Origin of the sequence: Bradyrhizobium sp. AC87j1 (assembly GCF_002936975.1) — a bacterium.
GTDB classification, from domain to species: Bacteria; Pseudomonadota; Alphaproteobacteria; order Rhizobiales; family Xanthobacteraceae; genus Bradyrhizobium; species Bradyrhizobium shewense.
Window position 1 is genome coordinate 1 of the sequence record NZ_PTFE01000038.1, and the last position, 26,304, is coordinate 26,304.

The 26,304-nt window shown below is 64.6% G+C and carries 27 protein-coding genes and 2 tRNA genes; 5 read left to right on the forward strand and 24 right to left on the reverse strand.

The genetic code is table 11. The annotated features are described in order from the left end of the window. On the forward strand, positions 1-320 hold a 320-nt coding region (locus tag CV770_RS20255; RefSeq protein WP_104463560.1), incomplete at its 5' end, for a peptidase M41. A 122-nt stretch (positions 321-442) separates the two neighbouring features. Here the strand turns inward: CV770_RS20255 and CV770_RS20260 are convergent. From CV770_RS20260 to CV770_RS20315, 11 genes are all read right to left on the reverse strand, one after another. Beyond that, positions 443-955: a phosphate-starvation-inducible PsiE family protein gene (locus tag CV770_RS20260; RefSeq protein ID WP_091955721.1), complete on the reverse strand. Its 513-nt coding sequence runs from the start codon at positions 953-955 to the stop codon at positions 443-445. A gap of 549 nt (positions 956-1,504) precedes the next feature. Beyond that, positions 1,505-4,243 carry an ATP-dependent Clp protease ATP-binding subunit gene (locus tag CV770_RS20270; RefSeq protein ID WP_091955716.1) on the reverse strand — a complete coding sequence of 913 codons (2,739 nt, stop codon included), beginning with the start codon at positions 4,241-4,243 and terminating at the stop codon, positions 1,505-1,507. Between the two features lie 775 nt (positions 4,244-5,018). After that, positions 5,019-5,094 (reverse strand) — tRNA-Phe (locus CV770_RS20275). Positions 5,095-5,280: 186 nt separating this feature from the next. After that, positions 5,281-5,463 carry a DNA gyrase inhibitor YacG gene (yacG, locus tag CV770_RS20280; RefSeq protein ID WP_091956018.1) on the reverse strand — a complete coding sequence of 61 codons (183 nt, stop codon included), beginning with the start codon at positions 5,461-5,463 and terminating at the stop codon, positions 5,281-5,283. 145 nt (positions 5,464-5,608) lie between these two features. Next, positions 5,609-6,238, reverse strand: coding sequence for a Maf-like protein (locus CV770_RS20285; RefSeq protein ID WP_007597557.1), 630 nt, complete (start codon positions 6,236-6,238; stop codon positions 5,609-5,611). Positions 6,239-6,396: 158 nt separating this feature from the next. Next, positions 6,397-6,864, reverse strand: a complete 468-nt coding sequence (locus tag CV770_RS20290) for an arsenate-mycothiol transferase ArsC (protein ID WP_018321267.1) — start codon at positions 6,862-6,864, stop codon at positions 6,397-6,399. A gap of 5 nt (positions 6,865-6,869) precedes the next feature. Further along, positions 6,870-7,367, reverse strand: coding sequence for a UPF0262 family protein (locus CV770_RS20295; RefSeq protein ID WP_104463562.1), 498 nt, complete (start codon positions 7,365-7,367; stop codon positions 6,870-6,872). Continuing rightward, entirely contained in the window at positions 7,364-8,659 is a 1,296-nt protein-coding gene (hisD, locus tag CV770_RS20300; protein WP_104463563.1) for a histidinol dehydrogenase, read from the reverse strand. The genes CV770_RS20295 and hisD overlap by 4 nt, the downstream gene beginning before the upstream one ends. A 145-nt stretch (positions 8,660-8,804) precedes the next feature. Further along, positions 8,805-9,254 (reverse strand): DUF2948 family protein, encoded by a 450-nt coding sequence (locus CV770_RS20305; RefSeq protein WP_104463564.1) that lies wholly within the window; start codon positions 9,252-9,254, stop codon positions 8,805-8,807. 82 nt (positions 9,255-9,336) lie between these two features. Continuing rightward, on the reverse strand, positions 9,337-9,996 hold the full coding sequence (locus tag CV770_RS20310) for a Rossmann-fold NAD(P)-binding domain-containing protein (protein ID WP_201759939.1): 660 nt from the start codon (positions 9,994-9,996) through the stop codon (positions 9,337-9,339). Positions 9,997-10,022: 26 nt separating this feature from the next. Then, complete coding sequence (locus CV770_RS20315) at positions 10,023-10,961, reverse strand: SDR family oxidoreductase (protein WP_104463566.1); 939 nt, start codon at positions 10,959-10,961, stop codon at positions 10,023-10,025. Positions 10,962-11,045: 84 nt separating this feature from the next. Here CV770_RS20315 and CV770_RS20320 point away from each other — a divergent pair, with 84 nt between their 5' ends. After that, the gene (locus CV770_RS20320) at positions 11,046-11,687 is read left to right on the forward strand and encodes a TetR/AcrR family transcriptional regulator (protein ID WP_104463567.1); all 642 of its coding nucleotides are present in this window, start codon (positions 11,046-11,048) and stop codon (positions 11,685-11,687) included. A 160-nt stretch (positions 11,688-11,847) separates the two neighbouring features. Here CV770_RS20320 and CV770_RS20325 read toward each other — a convergent pair whose 3' ends face one another. The 5 genes from CV770_RS20325 to CV770_RS20345 all read right to left on the reverse strand — a co-directional run bounded on the left by CV770_RS20325 (position 11,848) and on the right by CV770_RS20345 (position 15,883). Beyond that, positions 11,848-12,672, reverse strand: a complete 825-nt coding sequence (locus tag CV770_RS20325; protein ID WP_104463568.1) for an alpha/beta fold hydrolase — start codon at positions 12,670-12,672, stop codon at positions 11,848-11,850. A gap of 152 nt (positions 12,673-12,824) precedes the next feature. Continuing rightward, entirely contained in the window at positions 12,825-13,334 is a 510-nt protein-coding gene (locus CV770_RS20330; RefSeq protein WP_104463569.1) for a hypothetical protein, read from the reverse strand. Between the two features lie 192 nt (positions 13,335-13,526). Beyond that, a complete protein-coding gene (locus CV770_RS20335; RefSeq protein WP_026202518.1) occupies positions 13,527-13,835 on the reverse strand; it encodes an EthD family reductase in 309 nt (102 codons plus the stop codon). A 127-nt stretch (positions 13,836-13,962) separates the two neighbouring features. Further along, entirely contained in the window at positions 13,963-15,669 is a 1,707-nt protein-coding gene (locus tag CV770_RS20340; protein WP_104463613.1) for an FAD-dependent oxidoreductase, read from the reverse strand. Between the two features lie 25 nt (positions 15,670-15,694). After that, on the reverse strand, positions 15,695-15,883 hold the full coding sequence (locus CV770_RS20345) for a hypothetical protein (RefSeq protein WP_091955700.1): 189 nt from the start codon (positions 15,881-15,883) through the stop codon (positions 15,695-15,697). A 316-nt stretch (positions 15,884-16,199) separates the two neighbouring features. Here CV770_RS20345 and CV770_RS20350 point away from each other — a divergent pair. Both CV770_RS20350 and CV770_RS20355 read left to right on the forward strand, forming a co-directional pair. Beyond that, positions 16,200-16,274, forward strand: a tRNA-Thr gene (locus CV770_RS20350). A gap of 44 nt (positions 16,275-16,318) precedes the next feature. Next, positions 16,319-16,669: a RidA family protein gene (locus CV770_RS20355; RefSeq protein WP_104463570.1), complete on the forward strand. Its 351-nt coding sequence runs from the start codon at positions 16,319-16,321 to the stop codon at positions 16,667-16,669. Positions 16,670-18,304: 1,635 nt separating this feature from the next. On the opposite strand, the gene CV770_RS20370 is transcribed toward CV770_RS20355, so the two are convergent. The 3 genes from CV770_RS20370 to CV770_RS20380 all read right to left on the reverse strand — a co-directional run bounded on the left by CV770_RS20370 (position 18,305) and on the right by CV770_RS20380 (position 20,151). Next, the gene (locus CV770_RS20370) at positions 18,305-18,781 is read right to left on the reverse strand and encodes a cyclic nucleotide-binding domain-containing protein (RefSeq protein WP_104463571.1); all 477 of its coding nucleotides are present in this window, start codon (positions 18,779-18,781) and stop codon (positions 18,305-18,307) included. A gap of 230 nt (positions 18,782-19,011) precedes the next feature. Further along, positions 19,012-19,650, reverse strand: a complete 639-nt coding sequence (locus CV770_RS20375) for a ferric reductase-like transmembrane domain-containing protein (RefSeq protein WP_104463572.1) — start codon at positions 19,648-19,650, stop codon at positions 19,012-19,014. Between the two features lie 12 nt (positions 19,651-19,662). After that, positions 19,663-20,151 (reverse strand): peptidase associated/transthyretin-like domain-containing protein, encoded by a 489-nt coding sequence (locus tag CV770_RS20380; protein WP_104463573.1) that lies wholly within the window; start codon positions 20,149-20,151, stop codon positions 19,663-19,665. A gap of 419 nt (positions 20,152-20,570) precedes the next feature. Between CV770_RS20380 and CV770_RS20385 the strand changes: the two genes are divergently transcribed. Continuing rightward, positions 20,571-21,578, forward strand: coding sequence for an LLM class flavin-dependent oxidoreductase (locus tag CV770_RS20385; protein WP_104463574.1), 1,008 nt, complete (start codon positions 20,571-20,573; stop codon positions 21,576-21,578). Positions 21,579-21,605: 27 nt separating this feature from the next. On the opposite strand, the gene CV770_RS20390 is transcribed toward CV770_RS20385, so the two are convergent. The 5 genes from CV770_RS20390 to CV770_RS20410 are packed head-to-tail and all read right to left on the reverse strand — an operon-like array spanning position 21,606 to position 26,286. After that, positions 21,606-23,285: a tannase/feruloyl esterase family alpha/beta hydrolase gene (locus CV770_RS20390; protein ID WP_245453807.1), complete on the reverse strand. Its 1,680-nt coding sequence runs from the start codon at positions 23,283-23,285 to the stop codon at positions 21,606-21,608. A gap of 27 nt (positions 23,286-23,312) precedes the next feature. Beyond that, entirely contained in the window at positions 23,313-24,188 is an 876-nt protein-coding gene (locus CV770_RS20395; RefSeq protein ID WP_104463575.1) for an amidohydrolase family protein, read from the reverse strand. Between the two features lie 13 nt (positions 24,189-24,201). Beyond that, positions 24,202-24,594 (reverse strand): RidA family protein, encoded by a 393-nt coding sequence (locus tag CV770_RS20400; RefSeq protein ID WP_104463576.1) that lies wholly within the window; start codon positions 24,592-24,594, stop codon positions 24,202-24,204. A gap of 24 nt (positions 24,595-24,618) precedes the next feature. Further along, positions 24,619-25,422, reverse strand: a complete 804-nt coding sequence (hpaH, locus tag CV770_RS20405) for a 2-oxo-hept-4-ene-1,7-dioate hydratase (RefSeq protein WP_104463577.1) — start codon at positions 25,420-25,422, stop codon at positions 24,619-24,621. A gap of 3 nt (positions 25,423-25,425) precedes the next feature. Next, complete coding sequence (locus CV770_RS20410; RefSeq protein WP_104463578.1) at positions 25,426-26,286, reverse strand: fumarylacetoacetate hydrolase family protein; 861 nt, start codon at positions 26,284-26,286, stop codon at positions 25,426-25,428. Between the last annotated feature and the right edge of the window lie 18 nt (positions 26,287-26,304).

Here is a 26,304-nt window from a genome sequence, read left to right on the forward strand (position 1 = left end):
GCATGGTAACGCGCTACGGCATGTCGGAAAAGCTCGGCAGCGTCGCCTATGATCACGAGCCCGGCAGCTTGCTGGCCAGCGCCGACCGGGCCTATCCCGTGCGCGAGCGCGACTATGCGGAAGAGACCGCGGCAGCCGTCGATCACGAGGTACGCGCGATCGTCGAGCGCGTGTTCCAGCGTACCCAGGGCATCCTGAACGCGCGGCGTGCGATCCTCGATCGGGCCGCGAAGAAGCTACTCGAGAAGGAGACGCTTGAGCAGAGCGATCTCGACGCGCTGATCCGCGAAACGCCGAAGGAGACCTTGCGAGCAGTGTGAGCCTAGTCCGCGTCGGCGACGCAAATGGCAGTCGCCGGGCCGGAGAGGCTGGGGTTCGTCGTTGCAGATGGCTGCCCGATACGACCAAGCTCGTAGCTTCCCCTCGCCCAGCTACTCCTCCATTAGCCTTGCGCGCGTGGAGGCAAAGGGCGATTGCGTTCTCGCTGATAAATATCTTCGCGTCTGTCCTGATCTCGGACAAGCCAATAGACGCCACCGAGTGCCAGAATCGATACAGCAAGCGCAAAGAGGTGCGTCGCATCAGTGCTCGCGAGATCGATAATAATCATCTTTCGGACGATGGCCAAAAGAGCAATGAGAATGACGGTGCGGACTTGCACAACACCTTCGCGTCGTTCCGCCACGACCAATAGCGATCGCTTGAATTCCAGGGCAATGATGACCGTGAGGATCGTTCCGAATATCGCCTGGAAAATCGAATAGTCGGTCGGATCGAACGAACTCGTCAACAGGATGCTGATCAGAATCTTCAGCGTCAAATTCCACACCGCAAACACGACGACAATAGCGATCAGCCCCGTCAGCACGAGGATCACGAGGTGCTCGAATCTCTGATAGAATGTCATCAATGTCCATTCCGCACGCGCGGCAGCGAACACCTCTCTCAGCGACATTAGGCGCCTCCTCTCCCCTTCATGCTCCAAGACGACGAGTGACGACTCGGCGCCGGCCCCTCAACTTGAGCATCTCCCTTGGCATCTTCCTATCGACGGGAAGCCAGGGTCCTTGGCCATCTTCGAAACCCGTGCGCTTGCTTCACTTGCGCGGTCGCTTTGCGTCCGAGATCAGCCAGAATCGGTGTCCGGTCGTCGATCTCCGCGATCGGCTCTTGCTTAAACCTTGAAGCGAGACTGCGGGTACTCGCCGAGCGGGGATCGGCACGTGGCTTGCGCTGCCGGGCAAGAGCGGGCTGACTCCACCCTTCAGCGAACGATCACGCCGGTCCAGGCCGGAGGATCGCTCGCCGGAAGGGATTCGATGCTCGCCTCTTCGACCGAATCGAGCGTCGGGATCTCTTTCTGTTCCGTCCGCCGATCGTCCCCTCGCCTGGTCTCGTCATCCTCGCGAGCGGGTTGGTCGGTGCATTCGAGATCGGCTCGTCTCCGAGATCCCAACTGAACGTCCATAGGTCGTTCCCTTCCAAGCTCTGGGCACGCTGTCGCTCAAGCGGCCGCCTTGCCCCGCTCCGACGTCGCACGTCGCTCCAGCACAACCGCCTGCCGAATGCCGTCCCACCGTGCCAGGACCATGTCACCCTCGTGCACATCGTTGGCGAGCAGCGCACGGGCCAGCTCGGTTTCCAGTTCGGAGCGGATTAGCCGACGCAATTCGCGGGCGCCATACTCCGGTCGGAAGCCCGCGGCGGCAACGTGCTCGATCAGCGAGTCATCGATCTCAAGCGTGACGCCCTGCCCGTGCGCGGTCCGCTTCACGCGCTCAAGCTGCAGATCGACGATGCTGCGGATCTGTTCGCGATCGAGCGCATGGAAGACAATGATCTCGTCGATGCGGTTGAGGAACTCCGGCCGGAAATGCCCGCGCAAGATATCCATCAGCTCGCGCCGCAGCTTCGCCTGGTCGTCCGCGTCCCTCTCTCCCATGCGCAGCTGCCGCTGGATGATCTCGGCACCGAGATTGCTCGTCGCGATGATGATCGTATTGGTGAAGTCGACGACGCGGCCTTTGCCATCGGTCAGCCGGCCATCATCGAATACCTGCAAGAGAGCATTGTAGACATCCGGATGGGCCTTCTCGATTTCGTCGAGAAGCACCACGCTGTAGGGCCGCCGGCGCACGCGTTCGGTGAGCTGCCCGCCTTCCTCATAGCCCACATAGCCCGGCGGAGCGCCAATCAGCCGGGCGACGGTGTGCCGCTCCATGTATTCCGACATGTCGAGCCGCACGATGGCATCCTCGTCGCCATACACCGCCTCCGCCAGTGCCTTGGCGAGTTCGGTCTTGCCGACACCCGTCGGACCCAGGAACAGGAAGGTGGCGATCGGCCGGCGACCCTCGCGCAAGCCTGCGCGGGCGAGCCGCACGGCGTCGCTCACGGCTTTGACCGCCTCATCCTGTCCGATCACACGCTGGTGCAGCCGCTCCTCGAGTTTGACCAGCCGCTCGCGTTCCTCGGTTGTCAGCTCGCTGACGGGAATGCCGGTGAGCTTGGAGACCACCTGCGCGATATGCTCGCTGCGCACCTCGGCGGTTCCGGAGCCCCGGCTGCGGCGCCAACGCTCGTTCGCCTGCTGCAATTCATTGCTCTTGGCCTCGTGCTGTCTCTGAATCTCGGCGGCGCGGTCGAACTGCTTGCGCGAGGTGGCGTAGTCCTGCTCACGCTTGAGCTGCCGCGTTTCCGCCTCCAGTTCCTGTACGTCGACCGGCCGCGCGGTCGCGGAGATCTTCACCCGTGCGGCGGACTGGTCGATCAGATCGATCGCCTTGTCGGGCAAGAAACGGCCGGTGACGTAGCGATCCGAGAGTTCCGCGGCCGCGATGATCGCTTCGTCCGTGATAGTCACCTTGTGATGCGCCTCCAGCGTGTCGCGCAGGCCGCGCAGGATCATGATGGTCTGCGCAACACTTGGTTCCGGGACAAAGATGGGCTGGAACCGGCGTTCCAGTGCGGCATCCTTCTCAACATGCTTCTGATATTCGTTCAACGTGGTGGCGCCAATGAGATTGAGCTCGCCCCGCGCAAGCGCCGGCTTGAACACATTGGCGACATCGAGCCCGCCTTCGCCGCCACCCTGGCCGGCCCCGACTATGGTGTGAATCTCGTCGATGAACAGGATCTGCTGGTCCTGGCGCTCCGTCACCTCCTTGAGCACCTGCTGAACGCGTTCCTCGAATTCGCCGCGGTATTTCGAGCCCGCCACCAGGGAATTGATGCTCAGTTCCACAAGACGCTTGTCTCGCAGCGTCTCCGGCACTTCTCCCGCAACGATGCGCTGTGCCAGCCCCTCGACGATTGCCGTTTTCCCGACGCCGGGCTCGCCGATCAGCACGGGGTTGTTCTTCTTGCGCCGCGCGAGCACCTCGATTGTGGTCTCGATCTCGTGGGCGCGCCCAATCACGGGGTCGAGCTTTCCTTCGCGCGCGAGCTTCGTCAGATCGCGGGAGTATTTGTCGAGGGTCGGCGTATTGGTGGGCGTTTCGACCTGACCTGTCTCGGCTCCACGCCCGACTACCTTGACGATTTGCTGCCTGATCGCCTGCGGCGTGAGCCCGTAGCGGCGCAGCACTTCGCCGGCAATGCCTTCCTCCTCCTCGGCGAGGCCGATCAGGAAGTGCTCGGGGCCGACATAGGAATGGCCGAGATCGTGGGAGGCGTTGAAAGCGTGACCGAGAACGCTCTTCAGGCGCGGCGTGACACCGATTTCGGCGCTTTCGTCTGGCTTGGTGTCGCCGCGCGGCGCGTCCTGTTCGACCTGTCGGCGCAGTTCGTCGACGGAGATATTGAATTGGCCGAGCACCGTGCGGACGACGTCGCTCTCGCTGAGTGCCAAAAGCAGATGTTCAGTGTCAACCTCCCGCCGTCCGAAGTCGACGGCGCGGCGCGCCGCCACCTGCAACAGCTCCTTGGCGTGTTCGCTCAGGCGCTCCTCTGCATCGCCGGTCCGACGCCCGCGGCTCGATCCGATCGGGATGGACTGGCCGGTCGGCCCCGCTCGATCGCCGAACGGGGTCCCGCCAAAGAAGTCATCGCCGAAGAAGTCGTCGAGCAGGCTCCCGCGTCCCCCGAACAACGACTCCAAGCGAGAGCTCGGACGCTGCTGCCGCGCCAAGCGGCGATAGTCGATCTCGCACAGGTCGAGTGTCTGGCTTTGCCCGTCGCCGGTCGTTACCCGGGCGCGCACACTTGCCGGACGGACACCGCAGATATCACACAGCTTAGCCATGGGTGCGCTCCTTTGAATGGTGCGGGTCTTTTCGGAACGAGGACAGCACAGGCAGGCGCAAAATGCACCGCCAAGCTACCTTTGCGGGTCCTGGTCGGTTGACCCCGTTTCTCGTGCTCATAGTTCAAAGAAAAAAGGCGCTCGTTTGGGCCTTAGCCTCAGTTCCGATAGCAGGATTGAATGATCCGCTGGTCCCGCTGCGCGGAGGACCTTCGCCGTTGCCGAATGTTGAAGCCAGACTTTTGCACGCAACACGCAGCACAGGCAGAGGTTCCAAGCAGGCTGAGATTTCGTTAAGCTGCTGTCTCGCATCCCGTCGCCGCAATTAAATTCACGCCAGCGGCTCCGGCCGCTAGCCTTCTGCCGTACTGCTTGCTGAAGTGGCCGATAATTCGCCTGTCGAAAATTCTAAGACGGCCTCAACGAGGTGATCCGCGAGGGTCAGAGGATGGGTGAATTTCGGACCGACGCCCCCGCCGCGAGCTCCTGTCGATCATCGTCGCCAATCACGACAGGCGTTCCTCGAATGGTATCGGCGCAGCCACGAGCTCAGAGCGGCACCAAGCTCGTCAGGGCCATGCGCGGGATCATCCCAACCGGGTCTGACCGGGAAATAGATTAGTCGCGTTTGCGGAGCGCCGAGCACTCTTCCAATTCGCTCTGGCCATTGGGAGGACAGCTCCGCCACGCAAGCCTCTCTCACGGAGCCCGCAGGCGTACCGTCAAGCGCACAAAATCGCGCAAAGTCGTAATTTGGCGTAGAAAATCGCAGATTTGGTGCCCAGGGGCGGAATCGAACCACCGACACTGCGATTTTCAGTCGCATGCTCTACCAACTGAGCTACCTGGGCGTGCTCCAAGAGAGGGGCCAAAGCCCATCGAGCGGGCGGTTTATAGTGGGCCGGAAGCGGCCTGTCCACCCGGCTTCGCCAAGAGGCTTCGCCGGGCGCGGCCCGGCTGTGCACAAGCTGCGCCGGGCTTGCCGCGGCTGGCGCGCGGCGCGACGATCTCTCATTCAAGAGATTGATATTGTTTAGCTATTCGACATCGTCCACGTCATCGTCGCGGCCGGGGATGACGTAGGAGCCTTTCAGCCAGCGGTTCAGGTCGACGTCGCGGCAGCGCGAGGAACAGAACGGACGGGTGGCCTCGGACTGCGGCTTGCCGCAGATCGGGCAGGTTTTTAGCGGGCTGGCGGGCTTTTTGACGTGGTTGTCCATGATGTCGGCGGCTTGCACGGGGTGAAGGGGTTCAAGAGCCTGTCGGCAAACGGGTTCCTCGTACCGGCGGCGCGTGCGCCCCGTCAGGCCATTCTACTGTGCATGGGGTTGTTTTCGCGATTTTGTTGAGCCGCGGCTTGTCGGCTCACACCGCGGTGGCGTTGAGCCAGCCGAAGCGGATCGGAAAGCCCTCGCCGCCGAGCAGCGTGGTGGTCTCGTAGAGCGGCAGGCCGACGACGTTGGTGTAGGACCCCACCATCTTCACCACGAAGGAGCCGGCGATGCCCTGCACGGCGTAGCCGCCGGCTTTGCCGCGCCATTCGCCGGAGCCGATATAGGCCTGGATGTCGTCTTCCGAGAGGCGCTTGAAGCGGACGCGGGTTTCGACCAGCCGCTGGCGGAACGCCTCGCGCGGCGTCACCAGGGTGATCGCGGTGTAGACGCGGTGGTTGCGGCCCGACAGCAGCCGCAGGCACTGTGCCGCCTCGTCCACCAGATTGGCCTTGGGCAGGATGCGGCGGCCGACCGCGACCACGGTGTCGGCGGAGAGGATGAAGGCGCCGCGCAGCTCGTCATCCAGCTGCACCGATTTGAGCGCTGCATCGGCCTTGGCCCTTGCAAGGCGATTGGCGCAGGCGCGCGGCAGCTCGCCCCGCTTCGGCGTCTCGTCGACGTCGGCCGGCCGGAGCGCGTCCGGCTCGATGCCGGCCTGGTTGAGCAGCGACAGGCGCCGCGGCGAACCGGAGGCAAGTACGAATTTGGGGCGGCCAAGCATCAGGTGATTTGGGGGATGAGCAGGGGGTGAATTGCGCGCGGAACCTATCGGAAGGGGGCTGATTTCACAACCCGGGAACCCGAGCTTTGGTGATTCGAGGGGGATGCCGAGATGCGTGTGCCCTCAGTCTGTGACGCCGGTGTTACGGGTGCCGAATGCTACCCGCTCGCCGCGCCGACCTTGGCAAACCGCCGGCGGATGCGCATCAGCAGCTGGTCGCAGACGTCGCGGTAGGCTGCCAGCTTCTGGTCGCGGCTGCCCTCGATGGTGGTCGGATCCTGCGTCGGCCAATATTCGACGTCGGCCGCCAGCGTCCGCGTCAGCTCCAGTGCCTTGTGGTGCGCCTCGGGCGAGAGCGTGATGATGAGGTCGAAATTCAGCCCCTCCCAATCCTCCAGCTCCTCGAAGGTCTGCGGCTTGTGGGCGGAGATGTCCTGGCCGAGCTCAGCCATCACGGACACCGCGAACGGATCGAGCTCGCCGCGCCTCGCGCCAGCCGATTTCACGTAGAGGCCCTGCGGAAACATGTGCTGCAACAGGCTCTCGGCCATCGGCGAGCGCACGCTGTTCATCGCGCAGGCGAACAGCACCGATTGCGGATCGCGTGCGCGTGGCGGACCCGCCATCGCGCTTAGCCCTTCCAGTGCAGGACAGTAATGAGCGTGAACAGCCGGCGCGAGGTCTCGAAGTCGACCCGCACCTTGCCTTTCAGCCGCTCCTGCAGCGTGCGCGATCCCTCGTCATGGATGCCGCGCCGGCCCATGTCGATGGCCTCGATCTTGTCGGGGGTCGCGGTGCGGATCGCTTGGTAGTAGCTGTCGCAGATCATGAAATAGTCCTTCACGATCCGCCGGAACGGCGTCAGCGACAGCAGATGCGCGACGACAGGCGTGCCGTCCTCACGGCGGATGTCGAACATCAGGCGATTGCCGGTGATGCCAATATGCAGCGTGAACGGGCCCTTCCCGTCGGCGCCATCGGGCGCGAACAGGTTCTGCTCGATCAGGTCGTAGATCGCGATCGCGCGCTCATGCTCGATATCAGGCCCGGAACGGCCGATCGATTCTTCGTCGAGCGTGACGCCGACGATGCGATTGGTCGAGTCGTCCTGTTCGGGCAGCACTGTCATGACAGATTGAGGCGCAATCCAATCGAACGCGAATGGGCGTCCAGCCCCTCCGCTTGTCCGAGCGTCATCGCGGCCGGTCCGAGTGCACGCAGCTGATCCGGGCCGCATTTCAGGATCGAGGTGCGCTTCATGAAGTCGTGCACCGACAGCCCTGAGGAGAATCGCGCCGAGCGCGCCGTCGGCAGCACATGATTGGAGCCGCCGACATAGTCGCCGATCGCCTCCGGCGTATGGGGCCCGAGGAACACCGCGCCGGCATTGCGGATCTTCGCAGCCAGCGCATCGGGATCCGCGGTCATGATCTCGAGATGCTCCGCGGCGATCGCGTCCGCGAGCGGAATACTATCGCCTAAGTTCTTCACCATCATGATGGCGCCGAAATCGGCCCAGGACGCGCTGGCAATCGCGGCACGCGGCAGCGTCTTCAACTGCGCCTCGACCGCCTTTTCGACGTCGGCGGCAAGGCGTGCGGAATCGGTGATCAGGATCGACTGCGCGCTCGCATCATGTTCGGCCTGCGCGAGGAGATCTGCGGCGATCCAGTCGGCATTGCCGGTGTCGTCGGCGATCACCAGCACCTCGGAGGGGCCGGCGATCATGTCGATGCCGACCTTGCCGAACACCAGCCGCTTGGCGGCGGCGACATAGGCATTGCCTGGGCCGACGATCTTTGCGACCGGCGCGATCGTCGCGGTGCCGTGCGCCAGCGCCGCCACGGCCTGCGCGCCGCCGACGCGGTAGATCTCGGTGACGCCGCCGAGCGAAGCCGCCGCCAGCACCAGCGGATTGAGCTTGCCGTCGGGCGACGGCACCACCATCACCAGGCGCGAGACGCCGGCGACCTTCGCGGGCACCGCGTTCATCAGCACCGAGGACGGATAGGCCGCAGTGCCCCCGGGCACGTAGAGGCCGGCGGATTCGATCGCGGTGTAGCGCCAGCCGAGCTCGACGCCGAGCGGGTCCGTGAAGCGCTCGTCCTGCGGCAGCTGCCGGCGGTGATAGATCTCGATGCGGTCCCGCGCGAGCTTGAGCGCATCCAGTGTCGCGGCATCGCACGCCTTGTTCGCGGCCTCGATTTCGGCCGCGGTGACGCGAAGGCCGGATGCATCCAGCGTCAAGCGGTCGAACTTTGCGGTGGCCTCGAGCAGCGCGGCATCGCCCCGCTTGGCCACGTCGTCGACGATCGCGCGCGCGGCGGCTTCGACGTCGGCCGAGACCTCGCGTTTGGCGGCGAGGAAGGCCGCGAATCGCTGGTCAAAATCGGCGCTGCTGCGGTCGAGGCGAACGGGCATGTCTGGCTTGGCTTCTGGCTGGTCTTTGGGGCGGATTGGCGCACCAGGTCCCCTGCTCAATGGCGCGGCGGGGAAGCGGCGTCAACCCTCGCAAGCCGCCGTTCTGGCGCAAGCCTGAGCCGGTGCGGCTGGTATACAGGTCACCTCATCCCTCCCCTTCGATCTCCAACCCCGTTCCCAGCGTGTCGGCGCCGAGGTCGGTCAGCTCACATTCCAGACATTCGACGTCGAGCCGGATGGCGCCGCCCTCAGCGAACAAGAGCAGGGCGCTGCCGCCGGGCTCCTCGTCGCGCCCGTCCCGGGGATGAAATTCGATGCCGACGAGGTCCAGGACCTTGTCGGGAGCCGCGAGCTCGATGTTGCGCGACTTGCAGGCGAGCACGCGGTCGAAGCGGAGCGCGGCGACCAGCCGGCGCGGCTCGGCCTCGCCCTCCAGCGTCTGCTCCCAGTCCAGCCGGCTCATCCCGACCACAAGCCGCTTCTCGCTTTGTCGCCAGATGATGTCGGAAGCCTGGACACGGGCGTCCTGGACATGGGTCGAGATCACGGCGAGATCGTCGGCGTCGAGTGCGATCAGTTTGAGCTGGGGCGACATCGCCGACGCGTCTCCTTGGGAATGGACAGGGCTCAACGCGCACAGGCCCCGAAATTTCCGCTCAAACTAACGGGCCCGCAGGCTAGAGGCTATTGATATCCTCCATCTCCAGCACGTTCCGCGGATACCCCTCCCGGGCGACGCGGATCATGGCGCGGCCGATCTGCTCGGTCGAGGTAACGAGCCGGGGCGAGAGCCGGCGCAGCACCGACCAGAGCGGCCCGGTTGCGGCATAGACCGCCTGCACCCAGGCGGTCTTGGAACGGGCGCCGTGCAGCGGCTGGATCGCGCCGGGCCGGAACATGTAGGCGGCCCGGAACGGCAGCTTCAAGAGATCGTTCTCGGTCTTGCCCTTGATCCGCGCCCACATCCGCGAACCCTGCTCGCTGGAATCGGTACCGGCGCCGGTGACGTAGGTGAAGACCATCTGCGGATTGAGGCGCGCCAGCGTCGTCGCAGCCGCAAGCGTGAGGTCATAGGTGAGATGGCGGTAGCGATCTTCGCTCATGCCGATCGAGGAGACGCCGAGGCAGAAGAAGCAGGCATCGAAGCCGGTGAGCTGGGCCTCGATTGCCGAATAGTCCAGAAAATTGTCGTGGATGATCTCGGTGAGCTTGGCGTTGCGCACCCCGGTCGGGCTGCGGCCGACCACGAGCACACGGGCGATGCCGGTGTCGACCAGGCATTCGCGCAGAACGCCCTGCCCGACCATGCCGGTCGCGCCGAAGATGATGACTTGCATCGGGATGTTCCTGGCGGGCTCGCGGCTCACGCCGCGGCCGCGATCTCGTCGAAGGATACACCGGTCAGCGTCGCCGAGACATCCCACAGCATGGCAGCGGTGGCGAAATCCTTCGCGTGTGGCATGATCTTCGCCGCCGCGGGCGCCCCCTTCATTTCGTAGAATCCGTTCGGGCCGTAATAGCTGCCAGGCTCTGCCGCGGGCGAAGTCGCGGCGAGCAGCGTCGGCAGTGCGCCCTCGGCGGCGGACTGGCTGAACAGCGGCTGGAGCAGCCGGCCGATCCGCCACTGGAACGTGTTGGCGCCCGGCCCGTTCGCAACGAGGTCGGTGCGCGCAAAGCCGGGATGCGCGGCAATGCTGCTCACACCCCAGCCGGCCGCGTCGCTGCGACGCTGCAATTCGAGCGAAAACATCAGCATCGCCAATTTCGACTGGCAATAGGCGCGCCACGAACGATAGGAATGCTTGCTTTGCAGATCGTCGAAATTGATCGTGCCGGAGCGGTGCGCAAGGCTCGCGAGATTGACAACACGAGGCGCCTTCGCGCGGCGAAGCTGCGGCAACAGGTGGGCCGTCAGTGCGTAATGACCGAGATAATTGGTGCCGAGCTGCATCTCGAAACCATCCTCGGTCTGCTGCCGCTTCGGCAGCGCCATCACGCCGGCATTGTTGACGAGGAGGTCGAGCTGCTCGTTGCCGGCGGCAAAGCGCCTGGCAAAGTCGGCGACGGAGGCAAGGCTGGCGAGATCGAGAGGCTCGTAGGCGATCAGCGCATTGGGAAACCGCTCGCAGATGCCTTCGATCGCCCGCAGGCCCTTTGCGTCATTGCGGCCGGTGAGTATGACAATGGCACCGGCGCCAGCCAGCGCCATCGCCGTCTCGTAACCGAGGCCACCCGTCGCCCCGGTCACGACGGTCGTCTTGCCGGCGAGAGAGGGGATGTCTGCCGTGGTCCAGTCGGTCATGCCATGTCTCCGTTCGGGGCTGGAACGAGGCCCGCGACGGGTCTAAATGTGCACTTAGTGCAATTTTGCAAGAGGTGAACCAATTTGAAGGCTTCGAAGGTGGTCCGGAAACGCGTCAAATCATTGTCCGGGGGCGGAAAATCCCCGGCCGTGCCCGGTCTGCGCCAGCGCAAGCGGCAACAGACCCGCGAGCGGCTGACCCGGGCGGCGATGACGCTGTTCCTGGAGCGCGGCTTCGAGGCCACGACCATCGACGACATCGCGGCGGCGGCTGAGGTGTCGCGCCGGAGCTTCTTCCACTATTTCGCGTCCAAGGAGGACGTGGTGGCGGCCTGGCAGGAAAATGCCGCCAGCGCGCTAGTCGCCGAGGTCGTCGCGCGGCCCGCGGACGAATCCATGCTGACGGCGGCGGAGAATGCGATCGCGGCGGCGGTCAAGCGGCTCGATCCGGCGGAAGCCGCGGCCATGTCGCGGCTCAAGCGCGACAATCCCGCGCTGCAGGCGCGCGATCAGCTCAAATACGAGAAGCTCGAGCGCGCGCTGGCCGAGGGCCTTGCCCAACGCGCACGAACCAAATCCGACCGGCTGCAGGCCCGGCTCGTCGCCATGATCGCCACCGGCGCGATGCGCGTCGGCGGCGAGAGCTGGATCGGCGAAGGCGCGCGGGAGAAGCCGGAGGCTTTCGTCAAGCGCACCTTCGATGCGATCAGGGCGATCTTGAAGTGACATCTTTTTTCCTTCTCCCCTTGTGGGAGAAGGTGGCGCGAAGCGCCGGATGAGGGGTTCTATCCACCGGCGAGATCGTCCGTGAGGAGAGAACCCCTCACCAGGCTTCGCTTTGCGAAGCCACCCTCTCCCGCAAGGGGGAGAGGGTGAGACCGGCGCCTCACTCCCTGAAAAACGCCAGCAGGTCCGCGTTGATGGTTTCGGCGTGCGTGGTCGGCATGCCGTGCGGGAAACCCTTGTAGGTTTTCAGGATGCCCTTCTTCAGAAGCTTGGCCGACAGCGGCGCGGAATCGGCGTAAGGCACGATCTGATCGTCGTCGCCGTGCATCACCAGCACGGGCACGTTGATCTTCTTCAGATCCTCGGTGAAGTCGGTCTGCGAGAATGCGACGATGCCGTCGTAATGGGCCTTGGCGCCGCCCATCATGCCCTGGCGCCACCAGTTCTGGATCACCGCTTCCGACGCTTTTGCGCCGGGACGGTTGTAGCCGTAGAACGGGCCGGCAGGGAGGTCGCGATAGAATTGCGTGCGGCTGGCGGCGAGCTGCTTCTGCAGATCGTCGAACACGCTCTTCGGCAGGCCGCCGGGATTGGCCGCGGTCTGCAGCATCAACGGCGGCACCGCGGACAGGATCGCAGCCTTCGCCACCCGGCTCTCGCCGTGGCGCGCGATGTAGTGCACGACTTCGCCGCCGCCCGTGGAATGGCCGACATGGATGGCGTTCTTGAGGTCGAGATGCGCGGTGACGGCCGCGAGGTCGTCGGCATAATGATCCATGTCGTGGCCGTCGGAAACTTGCGACGAGCGGCCATGGCCGCGGCGGTCATGGGCGATGACGCGATAGCCGTTGTTGACGAAGAAAATCATCTGCGCGTCCCAGTCGTCGGCCGACAACGGCCAACCATGGCTGAACACGATCGGCTGGCCACTTCCCCAATCCTTGTAGAAGATCTCGACGCCGTCTTTGGTGGTGATGGTGGGCATGGATGGCTCCTCTTTAAGTTCGAGTCATTCCGGGGCGCGCGTCCGCGCGAACCCGGAATCTAGAGATTGTTGCGCGAGATTCTCAGGTGCGCGATTGCGCACCAGAGTTCATCGCTGCGCGATGCCCCGGAATGACGACCGGATGTCGGTGATCAGGCCAACGCCATCGGCTTGTAGCGGCGCCAGGCGCCGATGGTGAGCACGACGAAGAACACCAGCACGATGCCCTGCACCGCCGCGAACACGGGACCCGACGGCGGCGCCGGCGCCACGGCCGGCGCGAGCGCGGCAAGGGCCGGCACCTTGAGGAACGACTGGATGACCAGCACGAAGACGTTGAAATACAGCGAGATCATCGCAGTCACGACGTAGACCGGGCGCCAGGCCCCGGTGAGCTTCATGCCGTACAGCGCGAAGCAGGCGATGGCGAGCAGCACCAGCGAGATGATGCCGATGATGTGCGAGGGCAGCAGCTTCTCGAACGGAAACAGGAAGCCGGTGGCGCTGGTCAGGATCGTGAACAACAGGAAGATCGCGGTGAGGCCCGGCATCGACTTCGACCCGAGCAGGCCGAACATCACGACGAGGCCGGCGGCAATGGCGATCAGGCTGATGACGACATGGACCAACGTGAGGGCGGGCAAGCTCAAGCCGAGGACCATGACATCTCTCCTACTCTTCCAGCGTTGAAGTCAGGAGAGTAGTATTACGACCCTCATGGGATTGCCACGTGCGTTGTCGTCACATGCATGTGCGAAGCCATGCGTCATCGTGCGAATCGACAAACGCATGGCTGATTTTTTTGCACCGCTGTCATAAACGGCGGCAGATTTCAACGAAAGTCGAATCGAGCCTCACACTTCCTTGGTGTCGAAGATCAAGAGGTCGGCACCGCCACTGGCGAATTTCGGCACGTCGGCGCCGGTGGCCTTGCCTTCCGGACTGCCGAAGGCCGCCTGGATGTCGCCCACGCTGTCGAAGGTGAGAATGGCAACGAGATGGATTCCGGAAGGACCAGCGGGAGATGCGACCGGGCCCTTGCTGACGGCGTATTTCTTCAGGCCGGGAAGTTTCTTGGCGAGCGGAATGTGCGTCTCGGCGTAGTACTTGTCGAAGGCGGCAGCATCCTTGGGTGTCTTGTAGAGCACGACGACTTCAGCCATTTAGTCCTCCCGATTGATCTCTTGTTCGTTCCGCGGGCGATACGCCTCGCGGGTGCCGCGATAGTCCGCAGGTCGCGGCACGATGGCAAGCCTCATTCGACTTGCCATTCGCTTGTCTTGTCCTTGACTAAAGCGCCGGTTTTGCGGCGTCGCCGAGATAGCCGTGCAGGGAGGCCACGACCTGCGCGCCCTCGCCGATGGCGCCGCCGACGCGCTTGACCGAGCCGGAGCGGACGTCGCCGACGGCATAGACGCCGGGCACGGAGGTCTCCAGCGGCGCCACCAGCCTGCCCTGGTTCTGCTCGGACTGCGCGCCTGTCACGACGAAGCCGCCGCGATCGAGCGTCACGCCGCAGCCGTCGAGCCAGGCGGTGGCGGGATCGGCGCCGACGAACAAGAAGAGATTGCGGATGTCGGCAGAATCCTCGTCATCGGACAGCCGACTCTTCCAGCGGATGCGCCGCAGCAGCGCGGCCTCGTCGCCCTCGAGCGCGGTGATCTCGGTGTTGAACATCAATTCGATGTTCGGCGTCGCTTCGATGCGCTCGATGAGATAGCGCGACATGCTGGCCCCTAAGCCGCCGCCGCGGATGATCATCAGGACGCGCTTTGCGTGACCCGACAGGAACACGGCGGCCTGGCCGGCCGAATTGCCGGCACCGACCAGCGCAACCTCCTCGCCGGCGCACAGCTTCGCTTCGACCGGCGAGGCCCAGTACCAGACGCCGCGTCCTTCGAACTTGTCGAGATTGTCGATCTCCGGCCGGCGATAGCGCGCGCCGCTCGCAACCACCACCGCGCGCGAGCGCAGGGGATCGCAGCCGTCCAGCGTCACCGCGAATGCGCCGTCCTTGCGCGTGCAGTCGAGCGACTTCACCGTCACTGGGATCATGATGTCGGCGCCGAACTTCTGCGCCTGGGTGAAGGCGCGCGCGGTCAGGGCCTGGCCCGAGATGCCGGTCGGAAAGCCCAGATAATTTTCGATGCGCGCGCTGGCGCCGGCCTGGCCGCCGAAGGCGCGGATGTCGAGCACCGCGACGGACAGCCCTTCGGACGCCGCATACACGGCGGTGGCGAGCCCGGCCGGTCCGCAGCCGACGACAGCAACGTCATAGATGCGGCCGTCCTTGGCACCGCCGATCATGCCGATGGCGCGGGCAAGCTCGGTCTCGCTGGGGTTGCGCAGCACCGCGCCGCTTGCGGCGACGACCAGCGGCCAATCCTCGTGCTTGGGCGAATAGCGCGCGATCAATTCGCCCGCGTCGGGATCCCGATCGGGATCGAGCAGATGATGCGGCTGACCGTTGCGGGTGAGAAATCCCTGCAACCGCACCACGCCGGCGGAGTTCGACGGACCGATCAGCACGGGACCGCCGATGCCGCCCTGGATCAAATTGACCCGGCGCAGGATCAGCGCGCGCATGATGCGCTCGCCGAGATCGGCCTCGGCGACCAGCAGCGCGCGCAGCCGGTCCGGCGGCAGCAGCAGCGTCTCGACATCGCCCTCGGCGCGGCCGTCGACCAGCGCCGGCTGGCCGGAGAGCTGGCTGAGCTCGGCCAGAAATTGCCCCGGGCCCTGATCGATGACAGGGGTGACGTGGCCGAGGCCATCGCGCTGGGTGATGGCGACATGGCCTTTCAGCACCACGAACATGCCGGGCCCGGGCTTGCCGGTCTCGAACAGGAACTCACCGTCCGCGTAGCTGCGGACCTCGCCGAAATGCCTGATCCGCTCGATCTCGGCCGGCGTCAGCGCCGGAAAAGTCTGCTCGGGGCGGGTGAAGCGCGACATCAGCGCCTCGTCACCGGTTGGTTGCTGTCCGTTCTGCCCCATCGTCATGCTCACTCATTCAAATTTCTTAAGTGCCGGCTTTCCCAGCGGCCCCCTCATTTAGGGAACTATCGTCGTTCTGCGAGGGGTCGGTGCTTGCGGCGCGTTCGCGCGCCTGCAGCTTCCGCCGCTTCAGGTTTTCGCGCAGCGCCGATTTCAGGCGGTCGTCCCGGGACGTCCTCGCCTGGTTCGTGCTCTTGTCGGTCTCGTCAGCCATCACGGGTCCATATCAGCGATCGGCGGCAGGATGCCACTGAACGGCGACAGCTCAAGAGGCCTGCGCGAATCCATTCGTGCGAAACGCGAAATGGATCGAATCCGAGGCCTGGGGCAACTGGCCAGTTGGCGGGGATATCGGAGCCCGAATCGGCGGAAAGTCGGCGGTTTCGCGCCAAAACGGGCATTTTGCCCTCGATATCGGCCCGATTTTCTCGGTTTGACGGGCCTAGCAAGCTTGCACAGGAGGGGGGCTTGTGGCAGATATCGGCCCGCTTGGTAGCGCCCCTCGGGCGCCCGATTCTTCACCAGCACATGCTGCCGTAGCTCAGTGGTAGAGCACTCCATTGGTAATGGAGAGGTCGACAGTTCAATCCTGTCTGGCAGCACCATTCTTCCCCGTCGGAGCGACCCCGCAACACCCACGGATGCCATCGTGATCACACGTTCCCTGCCCTATGAAGGACTGCTCCACGAGATCGTCGAGCATAATGGCGTGCTTTATCTCGGCGGCATCGTCCCTGAAGATGCGGGGCTCGATATGACGGGCCAAGCCGACGATGTGTTGCGCCAGTTGAAGACCCTGCTCGATGGGGCCGGCTCCGATCTCTCCCGCGTTCTGCAGGTGACGATCTTTGTGGCGGATCTCGCCGACAAGGCGGCGTTCAACCAGGTGTGGAAGCGCTATTTCACCGCCGACCATCTGCCGGCGCGTGCGGCCGTTGGCGTTGCGGATCTCGGCCCGGGCGTCAAGCTGGAGCTGACGGCGATCGCCGCCCGCCGCTGACTGGAGCGACACGGGCGAGGCGAGACCGCTCGGTCCTTTTTGTGTTCGCGCGAGAACGCGCGTCATTCCTGTGTTCACACATCAAGCAACGCTCTCGCGGCGCGAAGCGTCCGAGTTTTGCTGCTGTCCTTGACCCTCTTCCTTGAAGAGGGCGCAGGGAAGACCGGGTGCCGGCTGGCACCCATGACCCGCTGCGCGAAGAATTTGCACACGCAAATGCGCAGGCGGAAAACAGGTGGGCCGGAAAACACCCGGCCTTCCCTGCGCGATGGGTTGACGGCTTATGCCTGCTCTCCCCGGAGCCGAGTTCCTTCTGGCCTCCGTCACCTCGCGAAAGGCGATGCACCACGCCGGTTGGCCGATGCATCTTCGCGAAAGCTTGGCTGTAGCAACGACAGCCAGGACCACATGGTTTGGCCGTACGCGACAGCGCCGTTCGTCGCACGGAGAAGGACCTCACGGGGTTAACCCGCCCTGGTCCCGCCTTCCCGTGCCCGACGCAGCCGCGTCCACCGCACCCCGGCCCACGTTCGTTGCGACGTACGATCGCCCCTCTCCATCGACCGGGATGGCGGGAATATGCCGCAATTCCGAATTTCGGTAAAGTGGAATATTTTTGTGGGGAGGGATTGACGGATTTTGGGTGTTTTGCCCGACGGGTCAGAAGCGTTGCGGTTAATATCGGGTTTTGACCCGATGCAGGTCACGCTTTCGCGGACGGCCGAGGCGCCAGACGCTTGGCATGTGTCGCTCAAGCGTGCGGCCGCTGCAAACTGTGTGCTGGCGCGCTTTTTTGAAAAGATGCCGTCGCACTGTACGTTGACCCCTCGTTTCATGGTGATAGTCTTTTAGCTCGCGGCCTGTCCGGGAGGACACAATGGGATGGTTCGACCGCCTGTTTGTAAGGATGTCGGAGCCGACGACCCCTCTCTTTGCGAGATTTCGGCGGAAATCGAAGGCACCGACCGACCCTGATCTTCTGAAAATCGCCAAAGACCGGAAGGGACATATTTCCCGCAGAGCCGTCAGGGACGAGTATAATCGGCTGGTCCTGGAGAAGTACGCGCACGACAAGTCGTGACTGCCAAGATCCGTCGAGGCCGATCTCCGTGGCGACATGATGGTTTCGCAACGGCTCTGTCCCCTGCGCACCATCCATTTTCGGCCATTCATCTGCAGTGCCGCGAACCGCTCATCCGCCCGCGCAGCCGTTTGTTCGGCTAAGGCACGATGGGTTTCGCTGCGCCCCGCCCATCCTACGCGCTGATACCGAGCTCCGGCCGGTTTGGCCGCGCTGGTAAGGTTAATCCTTCCTTTCGATTGTCGGTAAAATTTTATCTATTATGTCTTTGCCGTGGGTGATGAACCGGGGGCCCCGATAGTGTTTGCGTGTTGCCTGATCGTGACTGGGATTGCGTTGCTGCTCTCCGGCATCGTTGCCTTCGGCTTTCATAGAAACTCGCTGCACACGATGGCGTTGCTGTAGCCGTATCAGAGCGCGGGCTCGCAGGATGGGTGTCGACTTGTCCGCCGTAGCTCGTAGGATGGGTAGAGCGAAGCGAAACCCATCAAATCCTTTCGGGTGGTGACGAAGCATGATGGGTTTCGCAAGGGCTCTACCCATCCTACGCACTATCAATTGTCGTTACCCGCCGCACGTCGGGCAAACCGATCATCTGCCCGACGCAGCCGTCGACACAGTTCGCGGTTGATGTTCTGCAGGACGATCACATAGGCGTGGATGTCGGCCTTGTAGCAGGCGTAGAGATTTTGGGCGGTCAGCTCGTACAGCACTGTCGGGCTTTCCGCGACAACCGTTGCTGAGCGGTTTTGCATTTCGATCAGCGTCATCTCACCGAAGAAGTCGCCGCGCTCCAGCACGGAAATGGGGATGACGCGGCCCGCATTCGTCCGTTTGCTCACCGCGAGCCGGCCGGATTTGACGATGAACAGCGAGCGGCCCGGCTCGCCCTCGGCCACGACGGTTGCGCCCGCGTCGAAGCGGCGCTCGACCAGCATGGACATCAGCAGGTCGAGACCTGGCTCCGGAAGACCGCCGAAGAACGGCGTCGCGAGCAGGAACGCTTCCAGATCGGGGGCCGTGACAACCATTGCGCTAAGATACGCCCCGCCGCTATCTGCGGCAAGCAGAGCGGCGTAGCCTGGATGGAGCGTTAGCGTAATCCGGGGCTGTCGGCCACGGACGCAGTTTCGTAGGATGGGGAGAGCACTTGCGAAACCCATCAAGCTTCCGCGCAGACAGAGCGAGATGGGTTTCGCTTCCGCCTTCGCTCCTCGAGCTACGGCGGACAAGTCGCTCTACCCATCCTACGCGATCCAGCCTACTGCCGCGCGACACTTTCCCCGCGCAGCGTCCTTCGCTTTCGCCACACCTGCAGGTTAATCATGACCTTTGCAGTTGCCGCAAGGACCAACCCACACAGCACCGCCTTCGAGATCGTCTCCATCGTTCCCTCGATCAGCAGGCAATGGACCACGCTGCCCACGACGATGACGATCGCCAGCGGCATATGAATCAAGCGCCAGGTTCGCGGCCGCAGCTCTAACCGCCGGCGCATAAGAGCTAGAAGGGCAACGGCGAAGATCGCCCACATCGCGGTCACGCCGAAGGGCGAGAATGGCGTCGGCGACGCGTAGGTCAGGGCGTCGATCATATCAGGCGGACTGGTGATCCAGAGCCCGGCGACGTGGATCACCACCGCGAAGGCCAGCGCGCCGCCGATCCAGTGATGAGCACGCCGTCCGCGATAGGCCGACAGCGGCGTCAGATATCCGCCGATCAGCAGCGGCTGAACCAGCACGAGACCGAGCGCGATGATTCCGGCGAATCCGGCGAGGATGTAGACCGGGCCGCGCCAGGCGAGTTGCTCGCTCGTCGCAGCAGCGGCGATCGGCACGCCGATGGCCAAGGCAAGGGCAACCCAGGTCAGGATCGCCCGGGCCGATCTCCACCCCGTCATTCGCTGGCCCGATCAGGCCGGCTGGAGGACGAAGTGCGCCTCGAGGCTGGTTTCCTTGGCGCTCCGCATCACCGGCCGCAGGAAGACGGTTTTGAATTCACCGCTGTCATAGGCGAGGTGACCATGCGGCTGGCCGAAGATCGGGATGATCTGCGGCATTTCGAGCCGGAACTTGCCGTCCTTGTCGGTGAGCGTGGCGCCGTGGCTCTGCGGCTCGTGCTCCTGGCCTTCGACCGTGTGCGCCCAGATCTGGATGCGCTGCCCGGAGAGCGGAGCCCCGTCGCCGGCGCGGCGCACGGTGCCGCTCATCCAGAACCCGCCCTTGCCGATGCGATCCACGACCGCCGCACCCTTGCGGTAGTTGTTCGCACCACCCGACATCGTTTCGGTCGGCGCGAGGCCGTTCGCGCGGGCCGGCAGCAGGAGGCCGGACACGCCGGTTGCCAGAACGGCGCCGCCGGCGACGAGGAGATTGCGGCGATTGAATACGACAATGGCCATGTCAGTTCCTCCGGGCGGTCGGCGCGATCGCGCGCCGTACGATGATTTCTCGTGCCCCGGACGCGGTGCAGCACGCAGTGATGCGCCGCAGAGCCGGGGCCTAGCCTGATGGGTCCCGGCTCTGCGTAGCAGCGTTTCACGCTGCACCGCGTCCGGGACACGAGTCCGCCATGCAATGGCAGCGCCGATGATACAACAACAGGCGTGAAACGCCCAGTTCAGGCGACGGGCGCCCGAGGTCGCAATAACAGTGTTGTGAACGGGGTGCGAGCCGCTCGAACTGCGTCTTGGAGAAGCGAGCGATGCGGACACCATCGAGGCCTTGTTCGATGGCATGATGGGTTTCGCAAGTGCTCTACCCTTCCTGCGCACGGACACTACATGTGGTGGCACAACTCCTTCCCACCGGTACCCTCCCCATGATCCCCTTCTCCGTGCTCGACCTCGCGCCGATTTGCCAGGGCGGCGATGCCGCGCAGGCGTTCCGCAACTCGCTCGATCTCGCCCGGCACGCCGAGGCATGGGGCTTCAAGCGGTTCTGGCTCGCCGAGCATCACAACATGACGGGCATCGCGAGCGCGGCGACGTCGGTGGTGATCGGGCATATCGCGGGCGGAACGAAGACGATCCGCGTCGGCTCCGGCGGGATCATGCTGCCGAACCATTCGCCGCTGGTCATCGCCGAGCAGTTCGGCACGCTGGAATCGCTCTATCCCGGGCGGATCGATCTCGGGCTCGGGCGGGCGCCGGGCACCGACCAGTTCACCGCGCGGGCGCTGCGGCGCGACCTTGCCACCACGTCCGAGAATTTTCCGCATGACGTGCTGGAGCTGCAGGCGCTGCTCGGCGACGTTCAACCGAACCAGGCGATCCGCGCCGTGCCCGGCATGGGAACGAAGGTGCCGCTGTGGATTTTGGGATCGAGCACCTTTGGCGCGCAGCTTGCCGCAATGCTCGGACTGCCGTTCGCCTTCGCCTCGCATTTCGCGCCGCAGATGATGATGCCGGCGCTGCGCGAATATCGCGCGCGCTTCGAGCCGTCGGCGCAGCTCGACAAGCCCTATGCGATGGTCGGCGTCAATTTGTTCGCGGCCGATAGCGACGCCGAGGCGCAGCGGATGTTCTCTTCGCTGCAGCAGGCATTCATCAACTTGCGCCGCGGCACGCCGGGGCCCCTCCCGCCGCCGGTGGACGACATGGATGCGCTGTGGTCGCCGGCGGAGAAGGCCATGGTCGGCCAGTCGCTGTCCTGCTCCGCGGTCGGGTCCCCTGATGTGGTCGAAGCGAAGCTGAAGGCGCTGATCACTGATACCGGCGCGGACGAGCTGATCGCCACAGGCCAGATCTACGACCACGCCGCGCGGCTGCGCTCGTTCGAGATCGCGGCGCAGGTGGGGGATCGGCTGGCGAAGCAGCCGGCGGCGTGAGCCCTGCGTGCCGTGAGTCGCGGCGAACTATGGGGCTGCGCAGGTGAAGTTCTCGGCCTGCTCGATGCTGCCAGTATCGAGATAGCGCGCCTGACGCGGATAGGGGCACAACGGCCGGCTGCGGTCCGGCCAGGGCGTCTTCGCGCCCGCACGAGCTTCGATGCGCTCAGGCGCGCGGCCCTGCTCGACCCAGTTCACCAGCGGGGTCAGCACGTCGAAGCTGTCGGTGGCGGGCCCTCCCGAACAATGGTTCATGCCGGGCACGAGGAAGAGGCGGGCGAAGTCGGCGGTCTCCTGCTCTCCGCCCACGACACTCGTGAGCCGCTTGTACCAATCGAGCGTATCCAGCGCCGAGAACGTGGGGTCGCTGACGCCGTGATAGAGCAGCAGCTTGCCGCGCCGCGCACGGAAGCCGGAGAGATCGACTGAGTTCGCCGAGATCGTCTGCACGGAACTTTCCGGCATCGCCGCGCTCGTGCCGAAGATTTTCGCGTGGGCTTCCGTCACATCGACGGAGCGATAGAAGTCGTAGACGGCCTCCGCTTCGTTCGCCAACGGCGCGTGGGGCGGGGTCATGTAGAGATAGGCCAGCGTCGCGCCAAAGGACACGTTGAACGCGTTGACGCGGCTGTCGGGTGCCGTGCCGAGAATCCAGCGCCGCCATCCCTCCGTGACAATGCCGGAATCATAGGGATAGGACGCATAGATCCGGCGGCCTTGTTCAGTGGTTGGTCCCTGGAAATAGCTTTCGAGCGCGCCGACCTGCGCGGCGGAGAGACAGCTCGCGGTCTTCTCCGCAGTACATTGCAGCGTGCGCGGCGAAAAACGACAGGCCGGCACATTGTCGATGATGCCGTCGGCAAGCCCGTCGGCTGCATCACAGGACTGAACGATCGCCTTGGAGAGCAAATCCATATCGGCCTGGGACAAGGCCTGCGCCAGGATGGGGCGGCCGTCCGGCGCCTTCGGTGCGATCGCGGCAAAGCCTTGCGTCACCGCGGCGCCCGAGAGCCCCTTCTCGGGCATTCGAAACGCCGGCGCGCCGGCTGCCACGCCATCGAAATGCTCCGGGAAGCGCTGCGTGATCACCATGCCGTGCCGCCCGCCGTTGGAGCAGCCAAGGAAATAGGAGTATTTTGGCAAGCGGCCGTAATAGGCCTGGATGAAGTGCTTCGCCTGCCGCGTCACGACGTCGTCGGCGCGATAACCGAAATCGATCCGTGCCTGCGGATCGAGGCCGAAGCTGGCGCCGCCGAGCGGGCCCGGCGCGTTGCTGTGGCCGGCGTCGGTCGTAACCGTCGCGTAGCCCTGATTGAGCGCACTCGGCTGGCCGCCGCCGGGTTGCGCATCGCCGTTGCCGAGGACGCCGTCCGTGCCTCCCTGCCCCTGGAACACGAAGCGGCCGTTCCAGGCGTCCGGCAATCGGAGATGCAGGCCGATGGCAAACTTCTGACCGTCGGCGCCGGTTCGCTCGTGAAGATACGCGATCACTTCGCAATGGGCGGCCAGCCCGCCGGCCGCCGGACGTGACTGCGCCTCGCCGACGCGCATCGTCGGACCGGACTCCTGGTGGAGCCGGTCGCACGCGGTCACGGGCGAGATGGTGTCGCTTGCTGCTGCGATTGCGGTGGAGGCAACACTTGCGATGCAAGCCAGCGCTGCCCGCCAGACCGGACGACGCAGCCTTCGTGCCGAGACGATCAACATGCGGCCCCCCGACCGTGAATGCTCCGACTAGTCCGGAAAGCCGAACAGCTTTGCCGGATTGTGGACGAGAATCTTCTCCAGCTCCGCCTGATCGGGCGCGTAGCGGTACATCAGCTCGAGCAGATCGGCGTCGTTGGGCGGCTGCTTCACGGAGACCGGGTGCGGCCAGTCGCTGGCCCAGACGCAGCGGTCGACGGCGGCCTCGATATAGGCGCGCGCGATCGGGATCACGTCGTCGTAGGGCGCGCCGGCCTTCGAGGTCTTCTCGCCGAGCGACAGCATCACCCAGAAATTGCCCTTGGCCAGCAGCTCCAGCATCTTGCGCAAATTCGGATCGTTCTTGCCGGCTTCCGGATCGGGGCGCGCCATGTGATCGATCAGCACGGGGACGTCGAGATTCTCGTATTTGGCGACGCTCGACATGATGCCGTCCTTCTCGGGCTGGATCTTGACGTACCAGCCGAGCTCGCGGATGCGGGCGATCGCGCGGGCGAAATCGGCATCCGACAATACCGCGCCGAGTTCCTGGCGAAAGCTGAAGCGCGCGCCACGCACGCCGGCATCATGCAGCTTGGCGAGATAGGCGTCGTTCGCCTCCGCGAATACCAGCGCGTTGGCGCAGCCGCGATAGTTCGGGCCCATCGCGGCGAGGCCGTCGAGCACGACGGCATGGTCGGCACCGTAGGTCGTGGTCTGCACGATGATGCCGCGCTCGATGCCGAGCGTCTTGTGCACGCGCAGCGCGGCCTCCCAGGTCGCGGTCGGCATGCGGTAGGCGGCGCCGGGACGTTCCGGATATTTGTCGATGGGCCCGAGCACGTGGAACTGGCTGTCGACGGTCTTTGGCGGCGGGGCCTTGACCGGGCGGCGCGGATTGGGATCGAACGGCAGATAGGTCGGCATGCGCAAAACTCCTTCAGTCGATCACGGCAGTGAAGTCGCACTGCACCAGCGCGCCGCCGTCCATATTGTCCATCGGCAGCGCGTGACGCGCCGGGCGCGAATGCTCGTCCGGAAACATCTTGAGCCACTCGACATTGACCGGGCCGCGCTGCGTGCGGTCCTTCAGCCACACCGTCATCTTGATGATGTCGCCCGTGGTGCCGCCGGCGGCTTCCACCGTCGCCTTCATATGCGCGAACATGTTGGCGCACTGGGCGTCGAGACTCTCCGGCATGACGCCGGCGTTATCGCGGCCGAGGATGACGCCAGACATCACGAGATTGCCGATGCGGCAGGCGTTCGGAATCGGGTTGGCGTGCTTGAAGCCGCCGATATGGATGCTCTTGCGCCGCGTGTGACCACTCATGGTGCGCTCCCTTTTATTATTGGTTCAGACGAACTGGCACGACACCGAGCCGAAGGCGCCATAATCGGCATGGAACGTGTCGCCGCGGCGGATGTCGACGGGCCGCGTGAACGATCCCGCCAGCACGACTTCGCCGGCGGCGAGATGCTCGTCATGCGGCGCGAGGCGATTGGCGAGCCAGGCGATGCCGTTGGCGGGGTGATTGAGCACACCGGCCGCGAGCCCGGTTTCCTCGACCTCGCCGTTGCGGAACAAGAGCGCGCCGATCCAGCGCAAATCCGCATCAAGCGGGCGGAACGGCCGGCCGCCGAGCACGAGTGCAGCATTCGCCGCGTTGTCCGAGATCGTGTCCATGACCTTTCGCGTCTTGCCGGTCTCGGGATCGACGCGGTGCATGCGTGTTTCAAGAATCTCCAGAGCCGGCGTGACGTAGTCGGTGGCGTTGAGCACGTCGAAGATGGTGCAGTCGGGTCCGCGCAACGGCGCCTTCAGGACGAAGGCGAGCTCGACCTCGATCCGCGGCGCGTGGAAACGGTCGAACGGAACAGGCGTGGCGTCGGCATAGAACATGTCGGCGAACAGCACGCCGTAATCGGGCTCGGAGATACCGACCGCGTTCTGCATCGCTTTCGAGGTCAGGCCGATCTTGTGGCCCTTGATGACACGGCCGCGGCCAAGCTGCAGCTTGGTCCAGGCGCGCTGAACGGCGTAGGCATCCTCGATGCTGAAATCAGGATATTCCTTCGTGAACATCGGGATCAGCGTCTTGGTGCGCTCGGCTTCATCCAGGCGCGCGGCAAGCCGTTCGATCGTGGTGGCATCCAGCATGGTTTACTGCTCCGCGGCGACGGTGTTGCGCAGCACGCCGATGCGGCTGGACTCGACCTCGACGAGGTCGCCAACCTTCAGCCAGCGCGGCGGATCGAAGCGAACGCCCGCCCCCGTCGGCGTGCCCGTCACGATCATGTCGCCGGGCTTCAGCGTCGCGAAAGTCGAAAGATAGGAGATCAGATAATCGAACGGGAACATCAGCCGCTCGGTCGTATCCTGCTGCCGCACCTCGCCGTTGACGCGCGTGGTGATGTCGTGCGGGCCGCGCGGGTCGAGCTCGTCCGACGTGACGATGCACGGGCCGATGCTGCCGGAGCGATCGAAATTCTTGCCTTGGGTGACATTGAACTTGCCGTGACGCAGCCAGTCGCGAATGGTGCCCTCGTTACACAAGGTCATGCCGAAGATGTGCGACCATGCCTTCTCGCGCGGAATATGGCGGCCGCCCTGCCCGATCACGATGACGAGCTCGCCTTCATAGTCGAGCTGGTCCGAAACCTTGGGCTTCTCCAGCGGCTGGCCGGAGCCGGTCATCGACGACATGCTGCGCACGAACAGGCTCGGATATTTGGGCAGGTCCGAATTGTCCTTGTACTCGGCATTGCGCTCGGCGTAGTTGACGCCGATGCACCAGAGCTTTTCCGGCGCTAGCACCGGCGGCAGCAGGACGAGATCGTCGAGCGCATAGTCCGGCTTTTGTCCGGCCACTGCCTCCTGCGCATCGGACAGCGCGTTGGCCGCGATCAGCGCCTTCACGTCGGAGAAGTCGCGGCCGATCCGCCTGGTCAGATCGATCACACCGCCTTCGACGGCCGCGCCGTAACGCGGCTCTCCGTCCACGAGATAGCTTAGGAGTCGCATGGTCGTTCTCCAATTTGT

Bases quoted from the DNA above. Each gene is read 5' to 3' on its own strand.
- CV770_RS20260 (WP_091955721.1), bottom strand. From the start codon at position 955: ATGTCGCTGAGAGAGGTGTTCGCTGCCGCGCGTGCGGAATGGACATTG.
- CV770_RS20270 (WP_091955716.1), bottom strand. From the start codon at position 4,243: ATGGCTAAGCTGTGTGATATCTGCGGTGTCCGTCCGGCAAGTGTGCGC.
- yacG (WP_091956018.1), bottom strand. From the start codon at position 5,463: ATGGACAACCACGTCAAAAAGCCCGCCAGCCCGCTAAAAACCTGCCCG.
- CV770_RS20285 (WP_007597557.1), bottom strand. From the start codon at position 6,238: ATGCTTGGCCGCCCCAAATTCGTACTTGCCTCCGGTTCGCCGCGGCGC.
- CV770_RS20290 (WP_018321267.1), bottom strand. From the start codon at position 6,864: ATGGCGGGTCCGCCACGCGCACGCGATCCGCAATCGGTGCTGTTCGCC.
- CV770_RS20295 (WP_104463562.1), bottom strand. From the start codon at position 7,367: ATGACAGTGCTGCCCGAACAGGACGACTCGACCAATCGCATCGTCGGC.
- hisD (WP_104463563.1), bottom strand. From the start codon at position 8,659: ATGCCCGTTCGCCTCGACCGCAGCAGCGCCGATTTTGACCAGCGATTC.
- CV770_RS20305 (WP_104463564.1), bottom strand. From the start codon at position 9,254: ATGTCGCCCCAGCTCAAACTGATCGCACTCGACGCCGACGATCTCGCC.
- CV770_RS20310 (WP_201759939.1), bottom strand. From the start codon at position 9,996: ATGCAAGTCATCATCTTCGGCGCGACCGGCATGGTCGGGCAGGGCGTT.
- CV770_RS20315 (WP_104463566.1), bottom strand. From the start codon at position 10,961: ATGACCGACTGGACCACGGCAGACATCCCCTCTCTCGCCGGCAAGACG.
- CV770_RS20325 (WP_104463568.1), bottom strand. From the start codon at position 12,672: ATGCCCACCATCACCACCAAAGACGGCGTCGAGATCTTCTACAAGGAT.
- CV770_RS20330 (WP_104463569.1), bottom strand. From the start codon at position 13,334: ATGGTCCTCGGCTTGAGCTTGCCCGCCCTCACGTTGGTCCATGTCGTC.
- CV770_RS20335 (WP_026202518.1), bottom strand. From the start codon at position 13,835: ATGGCTGAAGTCGTCGTGCTCTACAAGACACCCAAGGATGCTGCCGCC.
- CV770_RS20340 (WP_104463613.1), bottom strand. From the start codon at position 15,669: ATGGGGCAGAACGGACAGCAACCAACCGGTGACGAGGCGCTGATGTCG.
- CV770_RS20345 (WP_091955700.1), bottom strand. From the start codon at position 15,883: ATGGCTGACGAGACCGACAAGAGCACGAACCAGGCGAGGACGTCCCGG.
- CV770_RS20370 (WP_104463571.1), bottom strand. From the start codon at position 18,781: ATGGTTGTCACGGCCCCCGATCTGGAAGCGTTCCTGCTCGCGACGCCG.
- CV770_RS20375 (WP_104463572.1), bottom strand. From the start codon at position 19,650: ATGACGGGGTGGAGATCGGCCCGGGCGATCCTGACCTGGGTTGCCCTT.
- CV770_RS20380 (WP_104463573.1), bottom strand. From the start codon at position 20,151: ATGGCCATTGTCGTATTCAATCGCCGCAATCTCCTCGTCGCCGGCGGC.
- CV770_RS20385 (WP_104463574.1), top strand. From the start codon at position 20,571: ATGATCCCCTTCTCCGTGCTCGACCTCGCGCCGATTTGCCAGGGCGGC.
- CV770_RS20390 (WP_245453807.1), bottom strand. From the start codon at position 23,285: ATGTTGATCGTCTCGGCACGAAGGCTGCGTCGTCCGGTCTGGCGGGCA.
- CV770_RS20395 (WP_104463575.1), bottom strand. From the start codon at position 24,188: ATGCCGACCTATCTGCCGTTCGATCCCAATCCGCGCCGCCCGGTCAAG.
- CV770_RS20400 (WP_104463576.1), bottom strand. From the start codon at position 24,594: ATGAGTGGTCACACGCGGCGCAAGAGCATCCATATCGGCGGCTTCAAG.
- hpaH (WP_104463577.1), bottom strand. From the start codon at position 25,422: ATGCTGGATGCCACCACGATCGAACGGCTTGCCGCGCGCCTGGATGAA.
- CV770_RS20410 (WP_104463578.1), bottom strand. From the start codon at position 26,286: ATGCGACTCCTAAGCTATCTCGTGGACGGAGAGCCGCGTTACGGCGCG.